Origin of the sequence: Flavobacterium mesophilum, assembly GCF_039581405.1 — a bacterium.
Taxonomy (GTDB): Bacteria; Bacteroidota; Bacteroidia; order Flavobacteriales; family Flavobacteriaceae; genus Flavobacterium.
Window position 1 is genome coordinate 215362 of sequence record NZ_JBCPXZ010000006.1, and the last position, 21559, is coordinate 236920.

The window sequence follows — 21559 nt, forward strand, 5'->3', positions numbered from 1 at the left end:
GCACGCTAAAAAATTTTAATATTCTGAATCGTTTATAAACCGCAAAGTTCGCAAAGCTTATATTGATAAAGCTTTGCGAACTTTGTTTCTTTGTCACTTTGTAGCTATGAACTAAAAAAGAAATTATTTCACTTTATAGACTTCGATGCTTTTTAGCCAGTAAACATGTCGTGGTCCGGTTTTGATATCGTTTTTGCAGATGGCAATCATTTCGCCATTTTTAACTGGTTTTCCGTTTTCTTCAAATAAAATATAAGCGTTGTCTCCCGTTGGATTATTGAAAATTTCTGCCCATGAAAAAGTGGCTTTATAATCGTCTGAAGCTCTGGCTACGATATAAAAGTTTCTATCTTTATGTCCGTTTTGTTTGATTTTGGCTTTTTCCAGAATATCTCTTAAAAGAACTCCTTTGCAGACTTTATCATCTTTTTTGACTTCGCCGGTTTGACAAACCACTTTAAAGTCGCCAATTGTTGCCACTTTCATTTTTTTCAAAGAATCGACAGTTAGGTTTAATGTATGTTCCACATCGCCTTTTACTTCAATCGAATGATTGACCATTTTTAAACTGTCTGCGGCAGAAAGAGCTGGATGTTTGTCATTGTCTGCTTTTGAAGTTTTTTCTGCAACAATTTCTTCTTTCTCTTTTTTCGGAGAATTACACATTACGCTTGAAAATGCAATCAATAAAACAAGAATGTAGTTTTGTGTTTTCATATAAAATTTGTTTTTAAATTAGTTTGAACTGAAAAATCGAAGTGTCACAAAAAAGTTTCGTCCTTCCTCTGGATAACCTTCTACTAGACTGTAATTTTTGTCGAAAATATTATTTAAACCTGCGTCAACGCTGAAGTTTTTAGAAACTTTTCCTGAAGCATAAAAGTTCAAAAGTGTATAATCTGGCACTCGCGCGCCGTAACTTGTACTGAAGCGTGAAGAATTAAATTCAGAATTGGCAATCAATCTCAAAATCGTAATCGGACTGTATTCTAATGTTCCCATTACTTTTGTGTTTGGAACATCTGTGAAATGAATTGTTGGGTTGGTGATGTTTTTTCTTTCGATATAAGTATAGTTCACATTAAAAGATAAATTTTCTAAAATCGAATAATTCAACTGTGCTTCAATTCCTTTATAATCGGCTTCGCCAAAATTCTGCATTTGCGATTTTCCAGGCTGTACATTACTTACGCTTAAGATTGCATCTGAAAGAGAACTGTAGAAAAGCGCTGTTTGAAAAGTGATTTTTTCAAAAAGATTTGCTGTATAATTTAATTCATAATTCGTTGCTTTTTCAGGTTTTAAATCCGGATTCGGAATTGCAGTTCCCATTCTGTATGAATAGCGGTCTTTGATGGTTGCAAATCTTGTTTTTTGCGAAACAGTCGCGCCTAATTTTTGTTCCTTATTTAATTGATAGAAAAATCCAATTTGCGCATTAAAAGCATCGCTCGCATCGGCTTCAGGAAAATCTGAAATTACTTTTGTGGTACTGTTGTAATCTTCGGCTTCAATATTTTTTCGGATGTTATAACTTATACCCGGAATTACAGTAAATTTTGAACTTACTTTGTAAATATCTTCAATTCCAACCAAAACGGTATTGTCTATAAAATGTCGAACGGGTTCGCCAAGATTGTTTTCGCGGTGAACATCTTCTTTAAAATGGAAAGCAATTTTTAAATCATTTTTCGGAATAAATTTGGTGTTGTATTCCAAATTTCCTCCAAAAGTATAATCGTTATAAATGCTTTCAAAAGCATAAGGTTTTGTCATTGTAGAATATGTTGCATCGTCGTAACTGTCTAAAGTATTTTTGAATCGATCATAATACAATCGAGTTTTAAAGCTGTTTTTATCATCGAAAGCAGAATTCGAAATAAAGTAAAAACTTTCTTTATCCCAATTTGGCCATTGCCAATAACGAGGTTTTAGCAAAAGCGAATTTTGTGTGTCGTAACCTGTGTAAACCGGATTTCCTTTTTCGCCTTGCTGATTGATGTAACCAATAGCGTACTCGCTTTTTTCAGTCGGCGTCCAGCCAATTTTAAAACTGATTTTTTGATCAGTTCGGTATGAATTATCTCGTTGTCCGCCATTTTCATTTGCTGTCGGAATAAAATTAGAAGACATTCGGAATGAATTTCTGTCCAAATAAGAAAATCCGCCCTGAACATAAAATTTTCCGAGATTTGAACCAATATTAATATTTCCTTTATAACCGTTTTCATTAATCATTCCTAAAGAGCCATCGTATTCCAGTTTTTTAGAAGGTTTTCTGGAAACAAGGTTTATCGCACCTCCAAGCGAATTCGGCCCATAAAGTACAGATGAAAATCCTTTTGAAACATCAACGGCGGCCAAATCAAAAGTGGTGAATCTAGCCAAATCAACATAACCATCATACGGTACATAAACCGGAATTCCATCCATATAAACCGGAACCTGGCGTAAATCAAAACCACGAACCGAAACCATAGATTCATTTCTTGGTCCGGAAGCCGTCAAATTAACTCCCGGAAGCATATTAAGTGCTCTTGAAACTTCCATTTTATTCTGAGATTCCATTTTTTGTGATGTCAATCTGTTTAAAGTATCTTTATTCTGATGGTTGGTTATGATAACTTCCCCGAGCATAAAAATGTTCGATTTTTTGACAGAATCTGCTGCTGTCGTATTGTTTTGTTGTGCAAATCCAATTAATGGAAGAAGCAAAAAGGCGAATAATTTTAGTCTCATAAATTTAGTATTTTTCAGTATGTTTTTAAATGAATACTGATGATTAAGAAAAATGATTTTTAATATTGCTTTTTTTTAAATCGTGTTTTTAGATTTTATTGGTTTCCCAAACCAGTGACAAATAATACAATCCGCCAATTGAAGGTCCGCCAAGAATTGAAGTATAAGGTTTATTCAGAATATTTGTTCCTCCCAATTTTGCTGAAATGCCTTTTTTGAAAGTATAATTCACTTGAGCATCCATTGACCAATAGGCCGGAACAGTTCCGCTGACCAAGAAAGAAACATAATCGAAATTATTTTGATAACGTGCCGTCACGCTCGCACCGAGATTTTTCCAGATATTTTGCGCAATCAAAGTTCCGTTTACATTGAATTCTGGTGTGTTGAATCCGTCTTCTAAACCATCTTTGTCGTCTGTTCGGTCAAGTTTCGTATAAGTAAGATTTGTTAAGGCACTGAAAGTATTGTCAAAACGATATTTCAATCCTAGACTTCCTCCGTAATTGTAAATTTTACTTTTTGAATTTGTCCAAAGTCTGTAACGGCTTTGTGTATTTTTTGAATATAATGCAGTCGGAATCTGGTTTGGGTCTGAAGTATTTGGAATACTGGCTTCAACCTGAGCAATGAAATTTTTATAAGAGTTGTAATAGAAATCGGCATCGATAAAAAGATTTCGGTTTAAAGTAATTCCTCTAAAACCAACTTCAAACGATTTTACAAATTCAGGTTCCAAGTAGGTGTACGGATTCTTCTGAATCATATTTTTGTTTTTCTCGATGGCCTGCGCCTGAGTCAAACCTGCGGTATTTACATCGCTATTTACTTGCGCTTGAAATTTATCGATTGAAGCTTTGGTATAGGAGTTTTCGAAAATCCCGTCAGACATAATTCGAAGCCCGCCCACACGTTTTACGCCACCTGAATTCACATTCGAAAAACCTTCAAAAATACTCGGGAAACGGTAACCATTTTGGTACGAAGCTCTAAAATTCAGGCTTTCTTTCGGAGAATAAACTGCTGTGAATTGTGGAGTAAATTTCGCTTCAAAATAATCAGCTTTGTCCATTCTGATTGTTGCGCCTAAACGTAATTTATGAGCGAAAAAATCTTTTGTCACTTGCGTGAAAGCGCCTGTTTTTTGATACGTCAAATTTTCGTCGGCATGTACAGGATTGATGAAATAATTTCCGTCGGGAACAATAATATAGTTTCTGTAATCAACACCGCTTAATAGTTTTGCATCGATTTTTTCGAAGAAAGAAGCAAAAGCTTTGTCCCAATTTAGTAATCCTTCGCCATGAACCAAAGTCGATTTTACGCGCAAAGCCGCACCAATATCCCAATTGTTGATATTGATTAATTCTTCTTTTTTGGTTTCGTAAGCTTCAGTTCCAGGCAAAAATCGTCCGGCATCAGATTGTGTTCGGGCAATTTTGTGTGCATCGGCAACGCTGGCTCCGCCTGCAACGGCAGTTTTATATGCTGCGCTATAATCGGCAAACCATTTATCATCCGATTTGAAGGCACGATCCATATTTTCTGCCAAAGAGCGCATATTGTATGAATCTCCGGTATTTTCAGTTGTTGCATAGGCTTTTACCTGAAAAACTGGTGTATGATAATCAAGAACAAATTGATTTAAGGTATAATTGTCTAATCGAAAACGATTGGAACGCTGATAAATGGTATTAATCAAGGCTGTTTTATAATTTACCACTAGTTCATGTCCTTGTTTTGGTCGAAAATAAAGTCCAAGATCAGCTTTGTAATTTTGAATTCCGTAGTCAGAAATATCAGTTTCGCGATAACCAGTTCTGGCCACAACGTAATTTTTGCCATTTAAGTTTAAGGTTTTTCGGTTTGCCGATTCATTCCCGTAACCGTTTACTTCGTCATACGCCGGATTGTCTGCGCCAAATAAACCGGTCGAAGCATTTGCGTTTGGAGCCAAATCAGTTCTGTCGTCAGCAACCCAATCTGTTCCGCCGGTTGTCGAGGCATTTACTTTAAAAGCAAATTTTTCACTTAATACTTTGGCAAATCTCATATTGAATTGGGAATATACTTTCGGAGAAAATCTGTCAACATTCCCGACATGATTTACACCAGTCAATTGCTGAATGCTTACGCCTTCATATTCAAAAGGATTTTTAGTTTGAATATTCGCCAAACCATTAATGGCGTTCATTCCGTACAGCGCAGCCGCGGTTCCCGGAATAATTTCGATTTTATCAATATCCAAATCATTTGCTCCAAGTGCATTCGCAATTGGTGCGCCCAAATGTGGCGCTTGATTGTCAATTCCGTCAACTAATTGGGCAAATCTCACGTTTGTAGAATTGGCAAAACCTCTTGTATTGATAACTTTAAAACCCAAACTTGGCGTAATAATTTGAACGCCTTTTACATTTTCAAGTGCTTCGTAAATACTTGGCGATCCCATTTTTTTGGCTTCCGCCGATTTTAGCTGCTCGATACTAATGGGCGAATGCAATAATTTCTCCGAACGACGAGAAGCTGTAATGACAATTTCGTTTAATTCTTCTTTTTTAATGCTGTCTTGTGTTTTTGAATTTTGAACTTGAGAAAAACTTTTCAGGCTTATAAAAACAAAAAATAAATATAGTTTTTGGTTCATGGTTTGGGTAGTTGATTTCAGTATGTTTGAAAATGAATACTGATAGTTGAAAAATTGGTTTTTGGGTTAATTGGTTTTTGGGTTAATTGGTTTTAAAAAAAATAGAATGGATGGTTTAAAATTTTAAATTCTGAGTTTCTTTTTGAGCAAAATCTTTGATTCGTTTTTCAACTTCATAAAAAACGGCAATTGCCCGTTCACCGGCTTCTGTTAATTTTGCACCGCCACCGCCTTTTCCGCCGAGAAGTTTTTCAACTAAAGGACTTTCGGCACGCTGATTCATTTCTTCAACCAGTTGCCAAGCTTGACGATAAGCCATTTTCATCTCTTTTGCAGCATTCGTGATTGAGCCGGTTTTTTGGATGTTTTCCAATAACCAAATCTTCCCGATTCCGAGAAAAGCGCCTTCGGCTTCTTCGATCCAAACACGGACTTCAACATTGTATTTCTTATTGCTGCTCATTTATTTTTTACTTATTTGTAAAAATAGCTATTTTATGTAAATCGATTCTCTCATTAGAATGAAAGTTAAACGAAAAATAATTTAAAACTAAGTAATTTTAATGCAAACATAAGTATTTTTACTTAATAAAAAATACGTAATCTATTATTTTATTTGTTTGTCAATGAAATAGCTTTGGAACGCGCTTTAATAAATGTAGTTTTGCTCGAGATTATTTATTTTTTAAGTATGAAAAGAAAATTACAATTTATTTTTTTATTGATTATCAATGTAAGTTTTGCTCAAGATATTGCAATTCCTTATCGCGACGGAAAAAAGTGGGGAATTTGTAATGCAGAATCAAAATTGTTAATAGAGCCAAAGTTCGACAAGGTTGAGTTTTATGCTTTTTGGGGAGATTACAGAGTTATGCTTTCTTCATTTAAAAACCTTAGAGGTTTAATCATTGATGGAAAAGAAATTTTGCCTCCAGTTTATGAATCTATTTCCCGAAAAGGAAATTTATACATTGCCGTAAAATTCGAGAATGGACAAAAAAGAACGGAGGTGATTTTGTCAGATGGTAAATCGATTTTGGCAAAGCCTATAGTCAAAATAATTGTAAATGAAAAATTTGATAACAAATTCTATTTTTTTCATGTTTTGAATTTAGATTTTACAGAAAGTGTCTTTATTTATGATTCTTCGTCTAATACTATTTCGCAATGGTTATATGAAGATTTTTATTCTCTTGATTTAGTAAGGATAAAGGATATAAAACAAGTGCATTTCAAAGTTAAAAAGAAACAAAACGATGCGGTTGCACTTGAAACTTGGGATTTTTCTGAATTGCCAAAAAATATTTCCAGATCAAAAATATATTCCAAAAGTGAAGAAGACCTGATGTTGTTTTTTATGAAGAAGAACCCAAGAGATTATGAAAGTGGTAGTGGAGGTGGAAGCGGAAGCGGAGGCGATTATGCAGATTATGGAGTAATCAAGGGAGATACTGGTGATATGCTAACAATTGATGAGCCAGTAGGACCTGGGGAAAGCAAGAAAACGATTGTCAAGGAACCTGTCTATATGTCGAATGAATTTAAAATAGAAAACAATAAACTGGTTTTAGTGTCACAAAATGATAGAAAGAATGGTCCAAAGAAAACAATTCCTGTATCATTAAAGGTTCCGATTGAAGATATGGAATTGCTAAACAATACAACTCTTAATAGAGAAAATGACACCATCAATTACTTTAAAAATATTGTTTTCTACAAAAAGAAGAATAAGGTAGGAATATTGTTTTCGTCTAAAACTAAAAACTTAGTAGAATTTGATACTATTGTAAAGAAAGGAACTTGGATTTATGACGATCAGCAAAATAATAAAGTAATTTTTAAGGTCGGAAACAAAGATTCAAAAACAAATAAATTCAAGTATAGTTTTTACAGTAGTGACCAAAAACTTTTATTTCCTGTTCAGTTCGATGATTTGAAACAATCTAGTTTGGTTCATGACAATAGTGTCAAAGTTTTAATTAGCACTATTGGCAATAAATACGGAATTGTTCAAAATAATGGAGTTGAAATTCTCAAAGCAGAATATGACGAAATTGTAGAATTTCAAAGTATGAATTCGACACTTAAAATTGTTCAGTTAAAAAAAGACAATAAATATCGTTTCATAACGCAGCATTACAGTGATAAATTAAATCAAAAACCAGCAATATTTGATTATCCTTTGAAAGATGTTTTTTCAAATTACCCGAAAAAAGATTACGAAGACGCTACAGGAATTACGCAGACCATAAATTTATTAGAACTTGTTGATCAAAATAAAGTACTAGTTGGATATGCAAATGAGAATGGAACTTTATATTTTAAAAATTAATTAAAATGAAAAAGCTACTAAATATATTTTTTATCCTGTTGCATACTTTGGTTTTTTCGCAAACAAGATATTCTACACATAACGTACGTTTTGGAAGTGAAATGCCGGAATTAAAAGAAGCTGATGTTTTTTTCTATTCAGAATGGGAAGCTAATCCAGCCGATTTTCCAAATAAACTTTCTGATATAGTAAATCTTCAAAAATTAAATAAGAAGGCCAATGTCAAATATCTTATAAACAAAGAGAAAGAAAGTACCGTTGTTGAAATTTTGATTAATGGTCAAAAGTTTTCAGAATCTCACTATAAAAATGGTTTGTTAGATGGTTTTAAAACCATTTATCGAGAAAAAGGCTTGATTTTTCAGCAAATAGAATTTAAAAACGGAAAAGCAAACGGAATTGCGAAAGTTTATAATGAAAGAGGAAATCTTATTTTAGAAACCAATTATAAAAACAATCTCAAAGACGGTTTGCGCAGATTTATTATTCCAAGACGTAAGGATATTACAATTGAAGGAAATTATACGGAAGGAAACATAAAAGGAGATCTAAAAGTTTCTTGTGAAAATGAGGTGTACTTTTATCCAAATGATTTGAAAAAAGGACTTGTAAAGCGATTTGTGGATGATAAGTTGGTTTCTGAATTTTCTATTTCACAGGAAAAAGTATTCAATGGTGAATTCAAAGAATATAATCCGATTACAGGAAAATTAATTAGGAAAACTCCATATTATTTGGGTGATATAAACGGTTTTGTTGAATATTATAAATTGAATGGAGAATTTCATTTTAAAAATGAATATCGTTTTGGTAATAGAGTAGGTGCACACAAGTATTATGGAGAAGATAATACACTTTTTTCTGAAGAATATTATGATCAGGAAGGATTGAAAACCGGTGTATGGAAAGATTACGAAAGATCAGGAGTTTTAAGTGATGAAAAGCAATATGTAAATGATAAATTGGAAGGAACGGCTAAAGAGTTTAGAAATGGAATTCTTACCGGATCGACAGAATATCATGAGGGTAAAAGAAACGGGATATCAAAGTATTTTGAGCAAAAAACTGGAGTCTTAAAGACAGAAGCCTTGTATGAAGATGATATCAGAAAAAATGAAAAACAATATTATCCGGAAGGAATGGTGTTTAAAGAAACTGATTTTAGAAAAGATGGTAGAAGAATTGCCGTTCGCTATTACGATAAGGAGAAAAAATTACTTTGCGAGAATAAGTGGGGAGAGAATGGAAATCCAAAAGGAACTCATAAGACCTATAATACAAGCAGGGATAATAAATTATATCTTGACACAGAAATAGAATATAATGAAAAAGGAGAGCAAGTAATTAATGCTAATTATAATGCTGATGGCGGCTATGTGATAAAACATCTAAAAGAAGGAAAATGGCATGGATTAACAACCGTCTACAGCAGTAAAACAAATATGAAAGAAGAGATCTATTATTTTCAAAGTAAAAAAGTAACCAAAGAAGAATTCGAAAAACTAAATAAATAGGAAATAAAACAATTTTAATTGCAATTTTTATTTATTAAAGTTAATAAGGCCTAAAGTTTTATGTTTCATACAATAAATGTAAATTTGCGCCATAATTCATAAAGTGAGAAAACCTTTGAACCTTTGTCACTTTGCAACTTTGAACCTTTAAAAATGAAATACAATCCAAACGAAATAGACGCCAAATGGCAGAAGTATTGGGCAGAAAATCAAACTTTTGCTGCCAAAAACAATTCTGAAAAACCGAAGCATTATGTTTTAGACATGTTTCCTTATCCGTCAGGAGCAGGACTGCACGTTGGGCATCCGCTGGGTTATATTGCTTCAGATGTTTATTCTCGTTTTAAAAGACATCAAGGATTCAATGTTTTGCATCCAATGGGATACGATAGTTTCGGATTACCAGCAGAACAATATGCAATTCAAACAGGTCAGCGTCCAGAAGATACCACTCTTGTAAACATTGACGGTGGCGTTGATAAAGAAGGAAAACAAATTGCTGGTTACAGAAAACAATTAGATAAAATCGGATTTTCATTTGACTGGGCACGTGAAGTACGTACATCAAATCCTGATTATTACAAACATACGCAATGGATTTTTATCCAATTATTCAATTCGTGGTATTGCAGAAAAGAAGGAAAAGCATTTGATATTTCAGAACTTGTAAAAGTTTTTGAAGAGGAAGGAAATGCTTTAGTAGAAGCGGTTTGCGATGATAATGTAGAAATTTTCACAGCGGAGCAATGGAAATCGTATTCTAAAGAACAAAAAGAAAAAATCCTTTTACAATACAGATTGACTTATTTGGCTGAGACAGAAGTGAACTGGTGTCCCGGCTTAGGAACTGTTTTGGCAAATGACGAAATCGTAAACGGAGTTTCTGAGCGTGGAGGATTTCCAGTTGTTCGTAAAAAAATGACACAATGGAGCATGCGAATTTCTGCTTATGCAGAGCGTTTGCTTCAAGGTTTAAATGATATTGATTGGAGCGAATCAATCAAAGAATCGCAAAGAAACTGGATTGGAAAATCAGTTGGGGCGATGGTTACTTTTAAAGTGAAAAATCACGATGAAGTAATTGATGTATTTACGACAAGACCTGATACTATTTTTGGAGTAACATTTATGACTTTGGCGCCAGAGCATGATTTGGTTGCTAAAATTACAACTCCAGAGCAAAAAGCAGAAGTTGAAGCGTATATCGAAAAAACCTCTAAACGTTCTGAGCGCGAGCGTATGGCCGACGTAAAAACCATTTCGGGTGTATTTACAGGAGCTTATGCAGAACATCCATTCACAAAAGAACCTATTCCGGTTTGGATTGGGGATTATGTTTTGGCAGGTTACGGAACAGGAGCAGTTATGGCAGTCCCTTGCGGAGACGAAAGAGATTATGCTTTTGCTAATTTCTTTAAAGGTCAAAACGGAATGCAGGAAATCAAAAATATCTTCGCAAATGTGGATATTTCTGAAGCGGCTTACGGATCAAAAGACAACGTTGAAATCGCAAATTCTGATTTCGTAAACGGATTAAATTATAAAGAAGGAACTCAGGCTGTAATTACGGCTTTGGAGAAAATTGGTCAAGGTAGCGGAAAAACAAATTACCGTTTGCGTGATGCGGTTTTCTCTCGTCAGCGTTATTGGGGTGAACCATTCCCGGTTTATTATGTGAATGGACTTCCAAAAATGATCGACTCTCAACATTTACCAATTATTTTGCCAGAAGTTGAGAAATATTTACCAACTGAAGACGGATTGCCACCATTAGGAAACGCTGCAGTTTGGGCTTGGGATACCAAACAAAATAAAGTTGTCAATACAGATTTAGTTGACAATGTTGCTGTTTTTCCTTTGGAACTAAACACCATGCCAGGTTGGGCGGGAAGTTCATGGTACTGGATGCGTTATATGGATGCGCATAATGAAAATGAATTTGCTAGCAAAGAAGCTTTGGCTTACTGGGAAAGTGTAGATTTATACATTGGTGGAAGCGAACACGCGACTGGGCATTTATTGTATTCTCGTTTTTGGAACAAATTCTTAAAAGACAAAGGTTTTGCTCCAACCGAAGAACCATTCAAAAAACTGATTAATCAGGGAATGATTTTGGGAACTAGTGCTTTTGTTTATAGAATCGAAGGAACGAATAGTTTTGTTTCTAAAAATAAAATTGGAGATCAAAAAGTACAACCAATTCATGCTGATGTTTCAATGGTAAATTCTTCGGATGAATTAGATGTTGAAAAATTCAAAGCTTGGAGAGAAGATTACGCTGGAGCAGAATTCATCTTAGACGATAGCGGAAAATACATTGTAGGCCGCGAGGTTGAGAAAATGTCAAAATCGAAATACAATGTGGTTACGCCAGATGATATTTGCGCGGAATATGGAGCTGATACATTGCGTTTATACGAAATGTTCTTAGGGCCTTTAGAGCAAGCTAAACCATGGAATACTGCTGGTATTTCAGGAGTTTTTGGTTTCCTTAAAAAATTATGGAGATTGTATTTTGATGACAATGGGTTAATCGTAAACAACGACGAACCAACAAAAGACAACTTGAAATCGTTGCATAAAACAATCAAAAAAGTAGCTGATGATATCGAGAATTTCTCTTTCAATACTTCGGTTTCTCAATTTATGATTTGTGTAAACGAATTGTCTTCTCAAAATTGTCATTCAAGAGCGATTTTAGAGCCATTAGCAATTTTGGTTTCGCCTTACGCGCCACATATTGCTGAGGAATTATGGTCACAATTAGGACACACAACTTCAATTTCTGATGTTGCATTCCCAATTTTTGAAGAAAAACATTTGGTTGAAACCAATAAAGAATATCCAGTTTCTTTCAACGGAAAAATGCGTTTTACAATTGAATTGCCTTTGGATTTAACGGCAGCACAAATCGAAGAAATCGTAATGAAAGATGAAAGAACTCAAAAACACTTAGACGGAAGAACGCCAAATAAAGTGATTATTGTTCCTGGAAAAATTATCAATTTGGTTGGATAACCAAATAAATTCCAAATATGAAAATCCCAAATTCCAATTGTTGGAGTTTGGGATTTTTTGTTTTTAGCAATCAGCTTATTTTACGTCATTGCGAGGATCGAAACAATCTCACGTCGTATATTGTAGTGTGGTTGCTTCGTTCCTCGCAATGACTAACTTTGCGCACTTGCGCCTTTGCGAGCAAAAAACTTTGCGTTCTTAGCGTAAATCTTTGCGCACTTTGCGGTTAAAAATACCCCGAAAACATTGGGATTTGGAATTTTTTCATTAAAATTTTAAAAAAAGGTTGTAACATTTTAATAGTTGCCGTATCAAAAGCACGGATCCGATTAAATTAACAGTAACAACTTAAAACTATTAAAAATGAAAAAGTATATCATCTTAATTATCGCATTCTTATTCTCAGCATTATGTCTAAATGTTTTTGCACAAACAAAACAATATCCGTTTGAAGTTTTAAAAACTGGAAAAGGGAAACAATCTATACTATTTATTCCTGGTTTCGCCTCTTCTGGTGATGTTTGGAATGAAACCAAAACTGCATTCGAAAAAGATTTCACTTGTTATACGCTCACAATGGCAGGTTTTGCTGGAGTAAAACCGCAACCAAATGCTTCGTTTGAAAATTGGAAAACTGGAATAGCTAACTTCATTAAAGAAAATAAAATTGAAAAACCAATCTTAATTGGTCATAGTATGGGCGGTGGATTAGCACTTGCAATCGCTGCTGATTATCCAGATTTGGTTGGGAAAATTGTAGTTGTCGATGCAATTCCGTGTTTGGCGGCTTTGAGTGATCCTTCTTTTAAATCAAAAGAAAATAATGATTGTTCTGCAGCTGTGACTCAATTAACGTCAATGACAGATGCTCAATTTTTGGATATGCAAAAGAAAACAATGCCAAGACTTTTAGCCGATGCTTCGAAAATGGACATGGTTGTAGATTGGAGCGTAAAATCAGATAGAGCAACTTTTGGACAAATGTTCTGTGATTTTTCGAATACTGATTTAAGAGAAAAAATCTCACAGATTAAATGTCCGGCACTAATTTTATTAGAATCTTATTTTATAAATTTAAAACCGGCTATCGAAGGTCAGTATAAGAATTTAAAGGCTGCTAATTTTCAATATGCTACAAAGGGTTTGCATTTTATTATGTATGATGATACAGCTTGGTATATAGGGCAATTAAGCACTTTTTTAAAATAGTTAGAATGGAATTTGAACAGATTTACAAAACGTATTGGGATCGAATATTCAGACTTTGTATGGGTTTTGTCAATGACTATGACATTGCACAGGATTTAGCTCAGGAAACTTTTATAATTGTCTGGCAAAAGTTGGATACATTTAGAAACGAGTCGGCTATTGGAACTTGGATTTTTAGAATTGCCTCTAATAATTGTTTGAGACAGATTGAAAAGCAAAAGCGTTTCCCGAAATCAGAATTGCCGATTCATCTTTCTGAAGAAAAGCAACAATCGATCGAACCGCAGATTCAGTTTTTATATAAATGCATCGCCGAATTGCCCGAAACCGATCGTATTATAATTTCGCTGGAATTAGAAGAAGTAAAGCAAGCTGAAATTGCTAAAATTGTTGGTCTTTCAGAAGCAAATGTAAGAGTGAAAATTCACAGGATAAAAGAAAAACTGACTCAAAAATTTAAAGAAAATGGAAAACAATAATATAGACTTCAAAGATTTATGGAAAAAACAATCCGTGAATCAGCCTGATATGGAGGATTTGCTTCAGCGTGTAGGCCAATTTAAAAAAGCTTCGTTGCGTAGTTTATGGAAAACAAATATTATGCTTTTGGCGACTAGTGCTTTCATCATTTTTATTTGGATTTATTATCAGCCACAATTTATTTCAACTAAAATAGGAATCGTTTTGGTTGTGCTTGGAATGGTTATTTATCTTTTTGCATCCAATAAATTGTTTGGAAATTATAAAGATATTGATGCAACGCAAGACAATCATGAATATCTTCAAAAATTGGTTTCAATTCAAAAGAAACAGCAATTTTTACAAACGAATATGATGAGTTTGTACTTTTTGATGTTGACCGCTGGAATCTGTCTTTATATGTATGAGTACGCAAGCAGAATGACTATTCTAGGGGCGAGTTTGACATACGGAATCACTTTGCTGTGGATTTTGTTCAATTGGTTCTATGTTCGTCCAAAACAAATCAAAAAACAGCAATCAAAAATAAACAGCCTGATTGAAAAGTTTGAAGAAGTAAATCATCAATTAGAATCATAAATCGGAAAGCTTTGCAGTATTGTAAAGCTTTTTTTGTGCCAAAAAATGTCAAAATGTCATTTTGTTAAAATGGTTCAGAAATTGTGATTGATTTTGTAACTTTAAAAATCAATCAAAAAAATACAAATATGGGAGGTGGATATTTATTACTTGCCGGAGCTATAATGCTTTTTAGCTGGATGGTAAGTTCAAAACTGAAAAGTAAATTCGAATTATATTCAAGATTACAATTGCAAAATGGAATGAGCGGTAAAGAAATTGCTGAAAAAATGTTGGCTGATAACGGGATAACTGATGTTCGTGTTATTTCGACTCCAGGACAATTGACTGATCATTATAATCCGTCAGACAAAACAGTAAATTTAAGTGAAGCGGTTTACAATCATCGAAATGCGGCAGCCGCTGCGGTTGCGGCGCACGAATGTGGACATGCGGTACAGCATTCTGTTGGATATGAATGGCTAACAATGCGTTCAAAGTTGGTTCCGATTGTAAATGTTGCGTCAAATTTCATGCAATGGATTTTGCTTGCTGGAATCTTGATGATTAAGGCTTTTCCGCAGTTATTGTTAGTCGGAATTATACTTTTTGCTGCAACAACTTTATTTTCGATTATTACATTGCCGGTTGAATATGATGCGAGCAACAGAGCTTTGGCCTGGCTTGAAAATAAACATATGTTAACGCAACAAGAACAAGCTGGAGCAAAAGATGCTTTAAAATGGGCTGCAAGAACTTATGTAGTTGCGGCGATTGGATCAATTGCAACGCTGTTGTACTATATCTCGATTTATTCGGGAAACAGGAGAAACTAATTTAATGTGACAATTGAGATAATTAGTCAATTAGATAATTTATAGCAAACCCGACAGGTTTTTAAAACCTGTCGGGTTTTTCGTTTTATAATATCGGTATCTTAATATTTTAAAATGACAAATAGTAAGATCCATATTCCGGTTAAAATAAAAATACTATTTTGAAACTCTTTGTCTCCGAATTTATATAGTTTGTAAATTAATACAAGAGCGTAAATCAGGCTTATGGGAATTGAAAGTAAAAATAATACCCCACCCATTCCTGCTGTGCACGGCCCGCCTCGGTCTATTTTATCAAAGATGAAGGCAATAGTAAAATAGATGCCGTAGAATAGTAAAGTTTTGTATTCAGTTCGAAGATTTATCATCTGTTAAATTGTCTAATTTTCAAATTGACACAATTTTCTAATTAAAGTTGAATTTGTCTGTCAATTTGCTGATCCAGTGAGATAAAAGTCTCCGTTCTTGAAACTCCTTCAATTGCTTGGATTTTATTGTTTAAAAGGGACATTAAATGTTCGTTGTCGCGGCAAATGATTTTAATCAAAACCGACCAGTTTCCGGTAGTGTAATGACATTCTAAAACTTCGGGGATTTTTCTCAATTCTTTTACGGCTTCGGAGTTTCGCGAAGCTTTGTCAAGATAAACTCCAATAAAAGCCATGGTGTTATAGCCTAAAACTTTTGGATTTACGGTAAATTTTGATCCTGAAATAACGCCAGATTGCTCAAGTTTTTTTAATCGCTGATGAATCGCAGCGCCAGAAATTCCAATTTTGTTGGCAATTTGTAATATGGGTTTTCGGGCATCGTCCATTAAGTAACGAAGGATTTCTTTGTCGATACCGTCAATTTCAATTAAGAGGGAATTAATTTTCATAACTTAAAATTTGAAACTATTTTTTGTGATTTGGGTTTAGAATAGAAATCAAATGTAGTTAAATTGCTGAAGAAAAGAAAATTCCAAAATTGAGGAATTGTTATAAAAGAAAAATTCCAAATCCCAAGTGATTAAGTTGGAATTTGGAATTTAAATATTTTTCGGTTTGTCGATTTATTTCGCTTTGTTTGCTTCGGCTATATATTTTTCTAAAGCCATTGTCATAGAAGGCGTTTCAGGCGTTGGAGCAAGAATATCGATTCTTAATCCGTGATCTAGAGCTTCCTTTTGCGTTGTGCTTCCAAATACAGCGATTCTGGTATTGTTTTGTTTAAAATCAGGGAAGTTTTTAAACAAAGATTTAATTCCTGTTGGACTAAAAAATGCTAAAACATCATAGTAAACATCTGCTAAATCAGACAAGTCGCTCATTACAGTTCTGTAAAAAATAGCTTGTGCCCAATCTACTTTTAGATTGTTTAATGTAACAGGTGCATCAGCGTTTAATTGGTCAGATGCAGGAAGCAAAAACTTCTCGTCTTTGTACTTTTTGATTAGCGGAGACAAGTCTGCAAAATCTTTTGCCCCAACGTAAATTTTACGTTTTCTGTATACAACATACTTTTGAAGATAAAATGCTACAGCTTCAGATTGACAAAAATATTTCAATCCTTCTGGAACTTTGTAACGCATTTCATCAGCCACTCTAAAAAAATGATCTACAGCATTTCGACTTGTTAAAATGATCGCAGTGTAATGATTAAGATCGATTTTTTGTAATCGAATCTCTTTTGCGCTAACCCCTTCCACATGAATAAATGGTCTGAAATCAATTTTTATTTTGTGTTTTTGTTGGAGCTCAAAGTAAGGAGAATTCTCCACTTTAGGTTCAGGCTGTGACACCAAAATTGTTTTCACTTTCATATTATAAACATTTTCTAAGCACTCCCTTTTGTTAACCAATAATAAAGAAAATAATAAGGGGCTATTTCAAGAGCGCAAAGATATAAAATAAAATAAAATAACTTACTGATTATTGCATTTTGATACGTTTTAATTGAAATAAAATAGGAGTACAGACTAATACACAGCGAAATACCTATGATTGCTAAGGGAACAATCGTTGGGATATTGTCATAATAAAATAAAACAGCATTGATCGGAAGCAATAAAACGCCTATATAAGTTCTGTAAGTGACTTTTTGTAAGTTAAAAAGATCGACAAATTCTTCAATATTGAAAGAAGTTGCAACAATTTTCTCGATTAAATATTTTGCCAAAATGAAGTAAAGCAAAAATGTGGCAATCTGAATAAATAAAATCCAGTCGGTTTTTAATACAACTTCTGAGGCTTTTGAATTTTGTGAAAAAATATGCATTGCCAGCTGGATAAAAAAAGCAAACGAGATCACTTGTACAAAAAATAATCCAACAGTGAAACTGCTTTTCATGTGGCTGTTATCACGATAGATTTTGGCATATTTATCAGAAAAAATTAGCTTGCTGAATTCCGAAAATCGAGTCTCATAAGCTGATTTTGTAATGGCAACAACAGCAAAGGTTAGGACAAATAAGGCAGTTGCCCAGTCTTTGTTTTCAATAATTCGAGGATGAAGGTGTTCAATCATAGTGTCACAAAATTAGTAATTTTTTATATCAATACTTTTATTATGTATTTATTATGAAGCAAATGCTATAAAAAGTTTACTTTTGCGGTGAAATTACCGAGAAAAAAATGAGTGATAGTATTGTCATAATTCCTACTTATAACGAAATTGAGAACGTAGAAAGTATAGTAAGAGCTGTTCTTTCGCAACATAAGTCTTTTCATCTTTTAATTATTGATGATAATTCTCCAGATCATACCGCGAATAAAGTAATTGCTTTGCAGGAAGAATTTCCTGAAAGATTGTTTTTGGAAAAAAGAGCAAAAAAATCAGGTTTAGGAACTGCATACGTGCATGGTTTTAAATGGGCATTGGAGCGTGAATATGATTTTATTTTTGAAATGGATGCCGATTTTTCGCATAACCCAAATGATCTTGAAAAATTGTACGATGCTTGCCATTTTGGAGGTGCTGACTTAGCAATTGGATCTCGTTATGTAAAAGGCGTAAATGTTGTAAACTGGCCTTTGAGCCGTGTTTTAATGTCGTATTTTGCTTCGGTATATGTTAAGTTTATCACCGGAATGAAAATTCACGATGCTACTGCAGGTTTTGTTTGTTATAAAAGACAGGTTTTAGAGAAGATAAATCTGAACAAAATCAAATTTGTTGGATATGCTTTTCAAATTGAGATGAAATATCGAACTTATTGTGGTAAATTTGAGATTACTGAAGTGCCGATTATTTTCACGGACCGAACAAAAGGAGTTTCTAAAATGAGCAATGCCATTATTAAAGAAGCTATTCTTGGAGTGATTTCTCTTCGATTAAAAAAATTATTCAATACATTATAAAAAAAAGGCGATGAACAGGATTTTAATCAAAAATGCTAAAATTGTAAACGAAGGATCAATTTTTGAAGGCGATGTGCTAATCGAAAATGATTTAATTGTTGAGGTTTCAGACAGCATCAGCCTAAAAACTTCTGATTGCAAAGTGATCGATGCAGAAGGCAATTATTTGATTCCAGGTGCGATTGACGATCAAGTCCATTTTAGAGAACCAGGATTGACACACAAAGGCGATATCGAATCTGAATCTAGAGCGGCTGTTGCGGGAGGAATTACCTCTTTTATAGAACAGCCAAACACAGTTCCGAATGCGGTTACACAAGAAATTTTAGAAGATAAATATCAGATTGCGTCTCAAAAATCATTTGCGAATTATTCGTTTATGATGGGAGCAACTAACGATAATTTGGAAGAAGTTTTAAAAACGAATCCAAAGAATGTTGCTGGAATTAAGATTTTCCTTGGTTCATCAACTGGAAATATGTTGGTGGATAACGAAGCGACTTTAGAAAGGATTTTTTCAAGTACGCCAATGTTGATCGCGGTTCACTGCGAAGATGAAACTACAATTCAAAATAATCTTGCAGCTTTTAAAGAACAATATGGGGAAGATATTCCGGTCACAGCGCACAACTTGATCAGAAGTGCCGAGGCTTGTTATATTTCATCTTCAAAAGCTGTGGCTTTGGCTAAAAAAACTGGAGCAAGACTTCATATTTTTCATCTTTCAACTGCAAAAGAAATGGAATTGTTTACGAACAAAATTCCGTTAGAAGAGAAAAAAATTACTGCTGAGGTTTGTGTGCATCACCTTTGGTTTACGGATGAAGATTACAAAACAAAAGGGAATTTCATCAAATGGAATCCTGCAGTAAAAACGGCTGAAGATCGTGCTGAACTTTGGAAAGCTTTAAATGATGGACGCATAGATGTTATTGCAACAGATCATGCACCTCATACCAAAGAAGAAAAACAGCAGTCATATTTGAAAGCGCCTTCAGGAGGTCCGCTTGTGCAACATGCTGTTGTAGCAATGTTCGAAGCGCATCATCAAGGAAAAATTAGTGTGGAGAAAATTGTGGAGAAAATGTGCCATAATCCAGCTAAAATTTTCAAAATCGAAAAAAGAGGATTTATTAAAGAAGGTTATTACGCCGATTTGGTAATTGTCAATCCGAGCCTGCCTTGGAGTGTAAATTCTGATAACATTTTGTATAAATGTGGATGGTCTCCTTTTGAAAATATGGCATTCAAATCGAGAATCACGCATACTTTTGTAAACGGAGAAATGGTTTACAACAATTTCAAAGTAAAAGATGTGCGCGCCGGAAAAAGATTGTTGTTTGATAGATAAAAAACTGAAATGAAGAATTTTGTATTTATAGTATTGGTTTTGTTTCTTTCTGTAAGTTGTAAAAAAGAGATTGTAAAAGAGCCAAAAGGACTTATTGAAAGAGGAAAAATGATTGATATTATGTACGATTTGTCTCTTTTAGAGGCAATGAAATATCAAAATCCGTTGTCTTTAGATTCTGTTGAATCAGATCCTAAGAAATTTATTTTCAAGAAATACAAAGTCGATAGTCTGCAGTTTGCTCAAAGCAATATTTACTACGCTTCCGATTATGAAACGTATAAAGATTTATATGATGAGTTAGGGAAACGATTGCAAGTAAAACAACGAGCAACAGATTCGATTCTTAAAATTGAGGAGAAAAAAGCGGCGAAAGAAGCTAAAAAGAAAGCGTCTGAAAAACCAAAAGATTCTATAAAAAGTCCAGAGAATCCAGCAAACGTTAATCCGCGAGGAAGAGAGAAACTTTTAGATCAATAATTAAATTTTGAAATATTTATAATGTACTCATGTACATCCTGAAAAACCGTTCCTAGAGCGGTTTTTATTTTTTCATTAGAATATAAATCTTTGGTATAAGAAGATTTTGCTGTTGCTCGCGTTAGGCGTCTTTTTTGGAAAAAGAGCGTCGCAAAAACAGAATCGGCCATCCATAGGAAATTCATCAGAAATGGTTTTGCGTGAATGTATGGTTTTTTCACTTTCAAAACTGTTGCAATGGTGTCGAGAATATCTTTAAAAACGACATTTTCTGTTATCAAAGTGAAGCGCTCGTTTTTAATGTCGCTTTTCATTAATTGAAATGCTGTTTTTACAACATCATCAACAGAAATAAAGCCAGTACTTCCGAGTGTGTAAAATGATAATCCGTTAGCGACTTTTGTGTACAATTCGGCGCTTCCTTGTTGCCGTTCTTTCGTTTTCGGAATTGGTCCCAGAATTACACCCGGATTTACAATTACGATATCCAAACCTTCTTGAACAGCGCGCCAAACTTCCATTTCGGCACCATATTTCGAAATAGCATAATCGCTGTGCGGTTTTTCAGGATTCCAATCAGTTTCTTCAGTGATATAGGTTTCGTGTGAAGCTAAATCTCCTAAAGCGGCAATTGAGCTTACAAAGCAGAATTTTTTTATTTCTCGCGCAATCGAAAAATTAACCATATTGGCAGTTCCTTCAATATTGGTCTTTCGAAGCGCATCTTCATCTTTGGGATCAAATGAAATTAATGCAGCACAATGGTAGACATAATCGATGTTGTTAAAAGCAATTTCGAGTGAAGGAACATCTAAAATATCGGCTTCAAGCCATTCTATTTTTTCAAATAAATCGCCTTTTTTATAAAGCTCAAAAACCGATTTTGTTTTTTGAATGCCATTTTGGTTTCGGTAGATAGCCCGAACCTTTTCTCCATTTTCAATTAAATGAAGCAATAAATGTGAACCTACTAAACCTGTACCTCCAGTTACTAATACCATTTTGTAAAGATAAGTTTTTGGTTGAAAGGTGCAAAGTTAGAGAGGTGCAAAGTTGA

At 34.1% G+C, this 21559-nt stretch carries 18 protein-coding genes; 10 read left to right on the forward strand and 8 right to left on the reverse strand.

What is annotated here, in order from left to right; translation table 11 throughout:
* Positions 1 to 123: 123 nt before the first annotated feature.
* From AAYQ19_RS18625 to AAYQ19_RS18640, 4 genes are all read right to left on the reverse strand, one after another.
* Positions 124 to 717 (reverse strand): molybdopterin-dependent oxidoreductase, encoded by a 594-nt coding sequence (locus AAYQ19_RS18625; RefSeq protein WP_343538380.1) that lies wholly within the window; start codon positions 715 to 717, stop codon positions 124 to 126.
* A gap of 18 nt (positions 718 to 735) precedes the next feature.
* Positions 736 to 2739, reverse strand: coding sequence for a TonB-dependent receptor plug domain-containing protein (locus tag AAYQ19_RS18630; RefSeq protein ID WP_343538382.1), 2004 nt, complete (start codon positions 2737 to 2739; stop codon positions 736 to 738).
* Between the two features lie 88 nt (positions 2740 to 2827).
* The gene (locus AAYQ19_RS18635) at positions 2828 to 5383 is read right to left on the reverse strand and encodes a TonB-dependent receptor (protein WP_343538383.1); all 2556 of its coding nucleotides are present in this window, start codon (positions 5381 to 5383) and stop codon (positions 2828 to 2830) included.
* 115 nt (positions 5384 to 5498) lie between these two features.
* Positions 5499 to 5846, reverse strand: a complete 348-nt coding sequence (locus AAYQ19_RS18640) for a winged helix-turn-helix domain-containing protein (RefSeq protein WP_343538384.1) — start codon at positions 5844 to 5846, stop codon at positions 5499 to 5501.
* Positions 5847 to 6074: 228 nt separating this feature from the next.
* Here AAYQ19_RS18640 and AAYQ19_RS18645 point away from each other — a divergent pair, with 228 nt between their 5' ends.
* The 7 genes from AAYQ19_RS18645 (at position 6075) to AAYQ19_RS18675 (ending at position 15330) form a co-directional block, all read left to right on the forward strand.
* Positions 6075 to 7715: a WG repeat-containing protein gene (locus AAYQ19_RS18645; RefSeq protein WP_343538385.1), complete on the forward strand. Its 1641-nt coding sequence runs from the start codon at positions 6075 to 6077 to the stop codon at positions 7713 to 7715.
* Positions 7716 to 7720: 5 nt separating this feature from the next.
* Positions 7721 to 9229: a toxin-antitoxin system YwqK family antitoxin gene (locus AAYQ19_RS18650; RefSeq protein ID WP_343538386.1), complete on the forward strand. Its 1509-nt coding sequence runs from the start codon at positions 7721 to 7723 to the stop codon at positions 9227 to 9229.
* Between the two features lie 153 nt (positions 9230 to 9382).
* Entirely contained in the window at positions 9383 to 12247 is a 2865-nt protein-coding gene (gene leuS / locus AAYQ19_RS18655) for a leucine--tRNA ligase (RefSeq protein WP_343538387.1), read from the forward strand.
* Positions 12248 to 12610: 363 nt separating this feature from the next.
* Complete coding sequence (locus tag AAYQ19_RS18660; protein ID WP_343538388.1) at positions 12611 to 13456, forward strand: alpha/beta fold hydrolase; 846 nt, start codon at positions 12611 to 12613, stop codon at positions 13454 to 13456.
* Between the two features lie 5 nt (positions 13457 to 13461).
* Positions 13462 to 13935 (forward strand): RNA polymerase sigma factor, encoded by a 474-nt coding sequence (locus AAYQ19_RS18665; RefSeq protein WP_320569014.1) that lies wholly within the window; start codon positions 13462 to 13464, stop codon positions 13933 to 13935.
* Positions 13922 to 14515 (forward strand): hypothetical protein, encoded by a 594-nt coding sequence (locus AAYQ19_RS18670; RefSeq protein WP_343538391.1) that lies wholly within the window; start codon positions 13922 to 13924, stop codon positions 14513 to 14515. The genes AAYQ19_RS18665 and AAYQ19_RS18670 overlap by 14 nt, the downstream gene beginning before the upstream one ends.
* 128 nt (positions 14516 to 14643) lie before the next feature.
* Positions 14644 to 15330: a zinc metallopeptidase gene (locus tag AAYQ19_RS18675; protein ID WP_343538495.1), complete on the forward strand. Its 687-nt coding sequence runs from the start codon at positions 14644 to 14646 to the stop codon at positions 15328 to 15330.
* 409 nt (positions 15331 to 15739) lie between these two features.
* Here AAYQ19_RS18675 and AAYQ19_RS18680 read toward each other — a convergent pair whose 3' ends face one another.
* From AAYQ19_RS18680 to AAYQ19_RS18690, 3 genes are all read right to left on the reverse strand, one after another.
* A complete protein-coding gene (locus AAYQ19_RS18680; RefSeq protein ID WP_026728380.1) occupies positions 15740 to 16210 on the reverse strand; it encodes an Lrp/AsnC family transcriptional regulator in 471 nt (156 codons plus the stop codon).
* A gap of 174 nt (positions 16211 to 16384) precedes the next feature.
* The gene (locus tag AAYQ19_RS18685; RefSeq protein ID WP_343538393.1) at positions 16385 to 17134 is read right to left on the reverse strand and encodes a uroporphyrinogen-III synthase; all 750 of its coding nucleotides are present in this window, start codon (positions 17132 to 17134) and stop codon (positions 16385 to 16387) included.
* Positions 17135 to 17148: 14 nt separating this feature from the next.
* On the reverse strand, positions 17149 to 17838 hold the full coding sequence (locus AAYQ19_RS18690; protein ID WP_343538394.1) for a DUF4271 domain-containing protein: 690 nt from the start codon (positions 17836 to 17838) through the stop codon (positions 17149 to 17151).
* 107 nt (positions 17839 to 17945) lie between these two features.
* Between AAYQ19_RS18690 and AAYQ19_RS18695 the strand changes: the two genes are divergently transcribed.
* From AAYQ19_RS18695 to AAYQ19_RS18705, 3 genes are read left to right on the forward strand one after another with little or no spacing between them, the layout of a single operon-like run.
* On the forward strand, positions 17946 to 18671 hold the full coding sequence (locus tag AAYQ19_RS18695; protein WP_343538395.1) for a polyprenol monophosphomannose synthase: 726 nt from the start codon (positions 17946 to 17948) through the stop codon (positions 18669 to 18671).
* Between the two features lie 10 nt (positions 18672 to 18681).
* Positions 18682 to 20022, forward strand: coding sequence for a dihydroorotase (locus AAYQ19_RS18700; RefSeq protein WP_343538396.1), 1341 nt, complete (start codon positions 18682 to 18684; stop codon positions 20020 to 20022).
* A 9-nt stretch (positions 20023 to 20031) separates the two neighbouring features.
* A complete protein-coding gene (locus AAYQ19_RS18705; RefSeq protein WP_343538398.1) occupies positions 20032 to 20502 on the forward strand; it encodes a DUF4296 domain-containing protein in 471 nt (156 codons plus the stop codon).
* On the opposite strand, the gene AAYQ19_RS18710 is transcribed toward AAYQ19_RS18705, so the two are convergent.
* Complete coding sequence (locus AAYQ19_RS18710) at positions 20496 to 21503, reverse strand: NAD-dependent epimerase/dehydratase family protein (RefSeq protein WP_343538399.1); 1008 nt, start codon at positions 21501 to 21503, stop codon at positions 20496 to 20498. The two genes, AAYQ19_RS18705 and AAYQ19_RS18710, sit on opposite strands and share 7 nt — an antisense overlap.
* Positions 21504 to 21559: the final 56 nt, after the last annotated feature.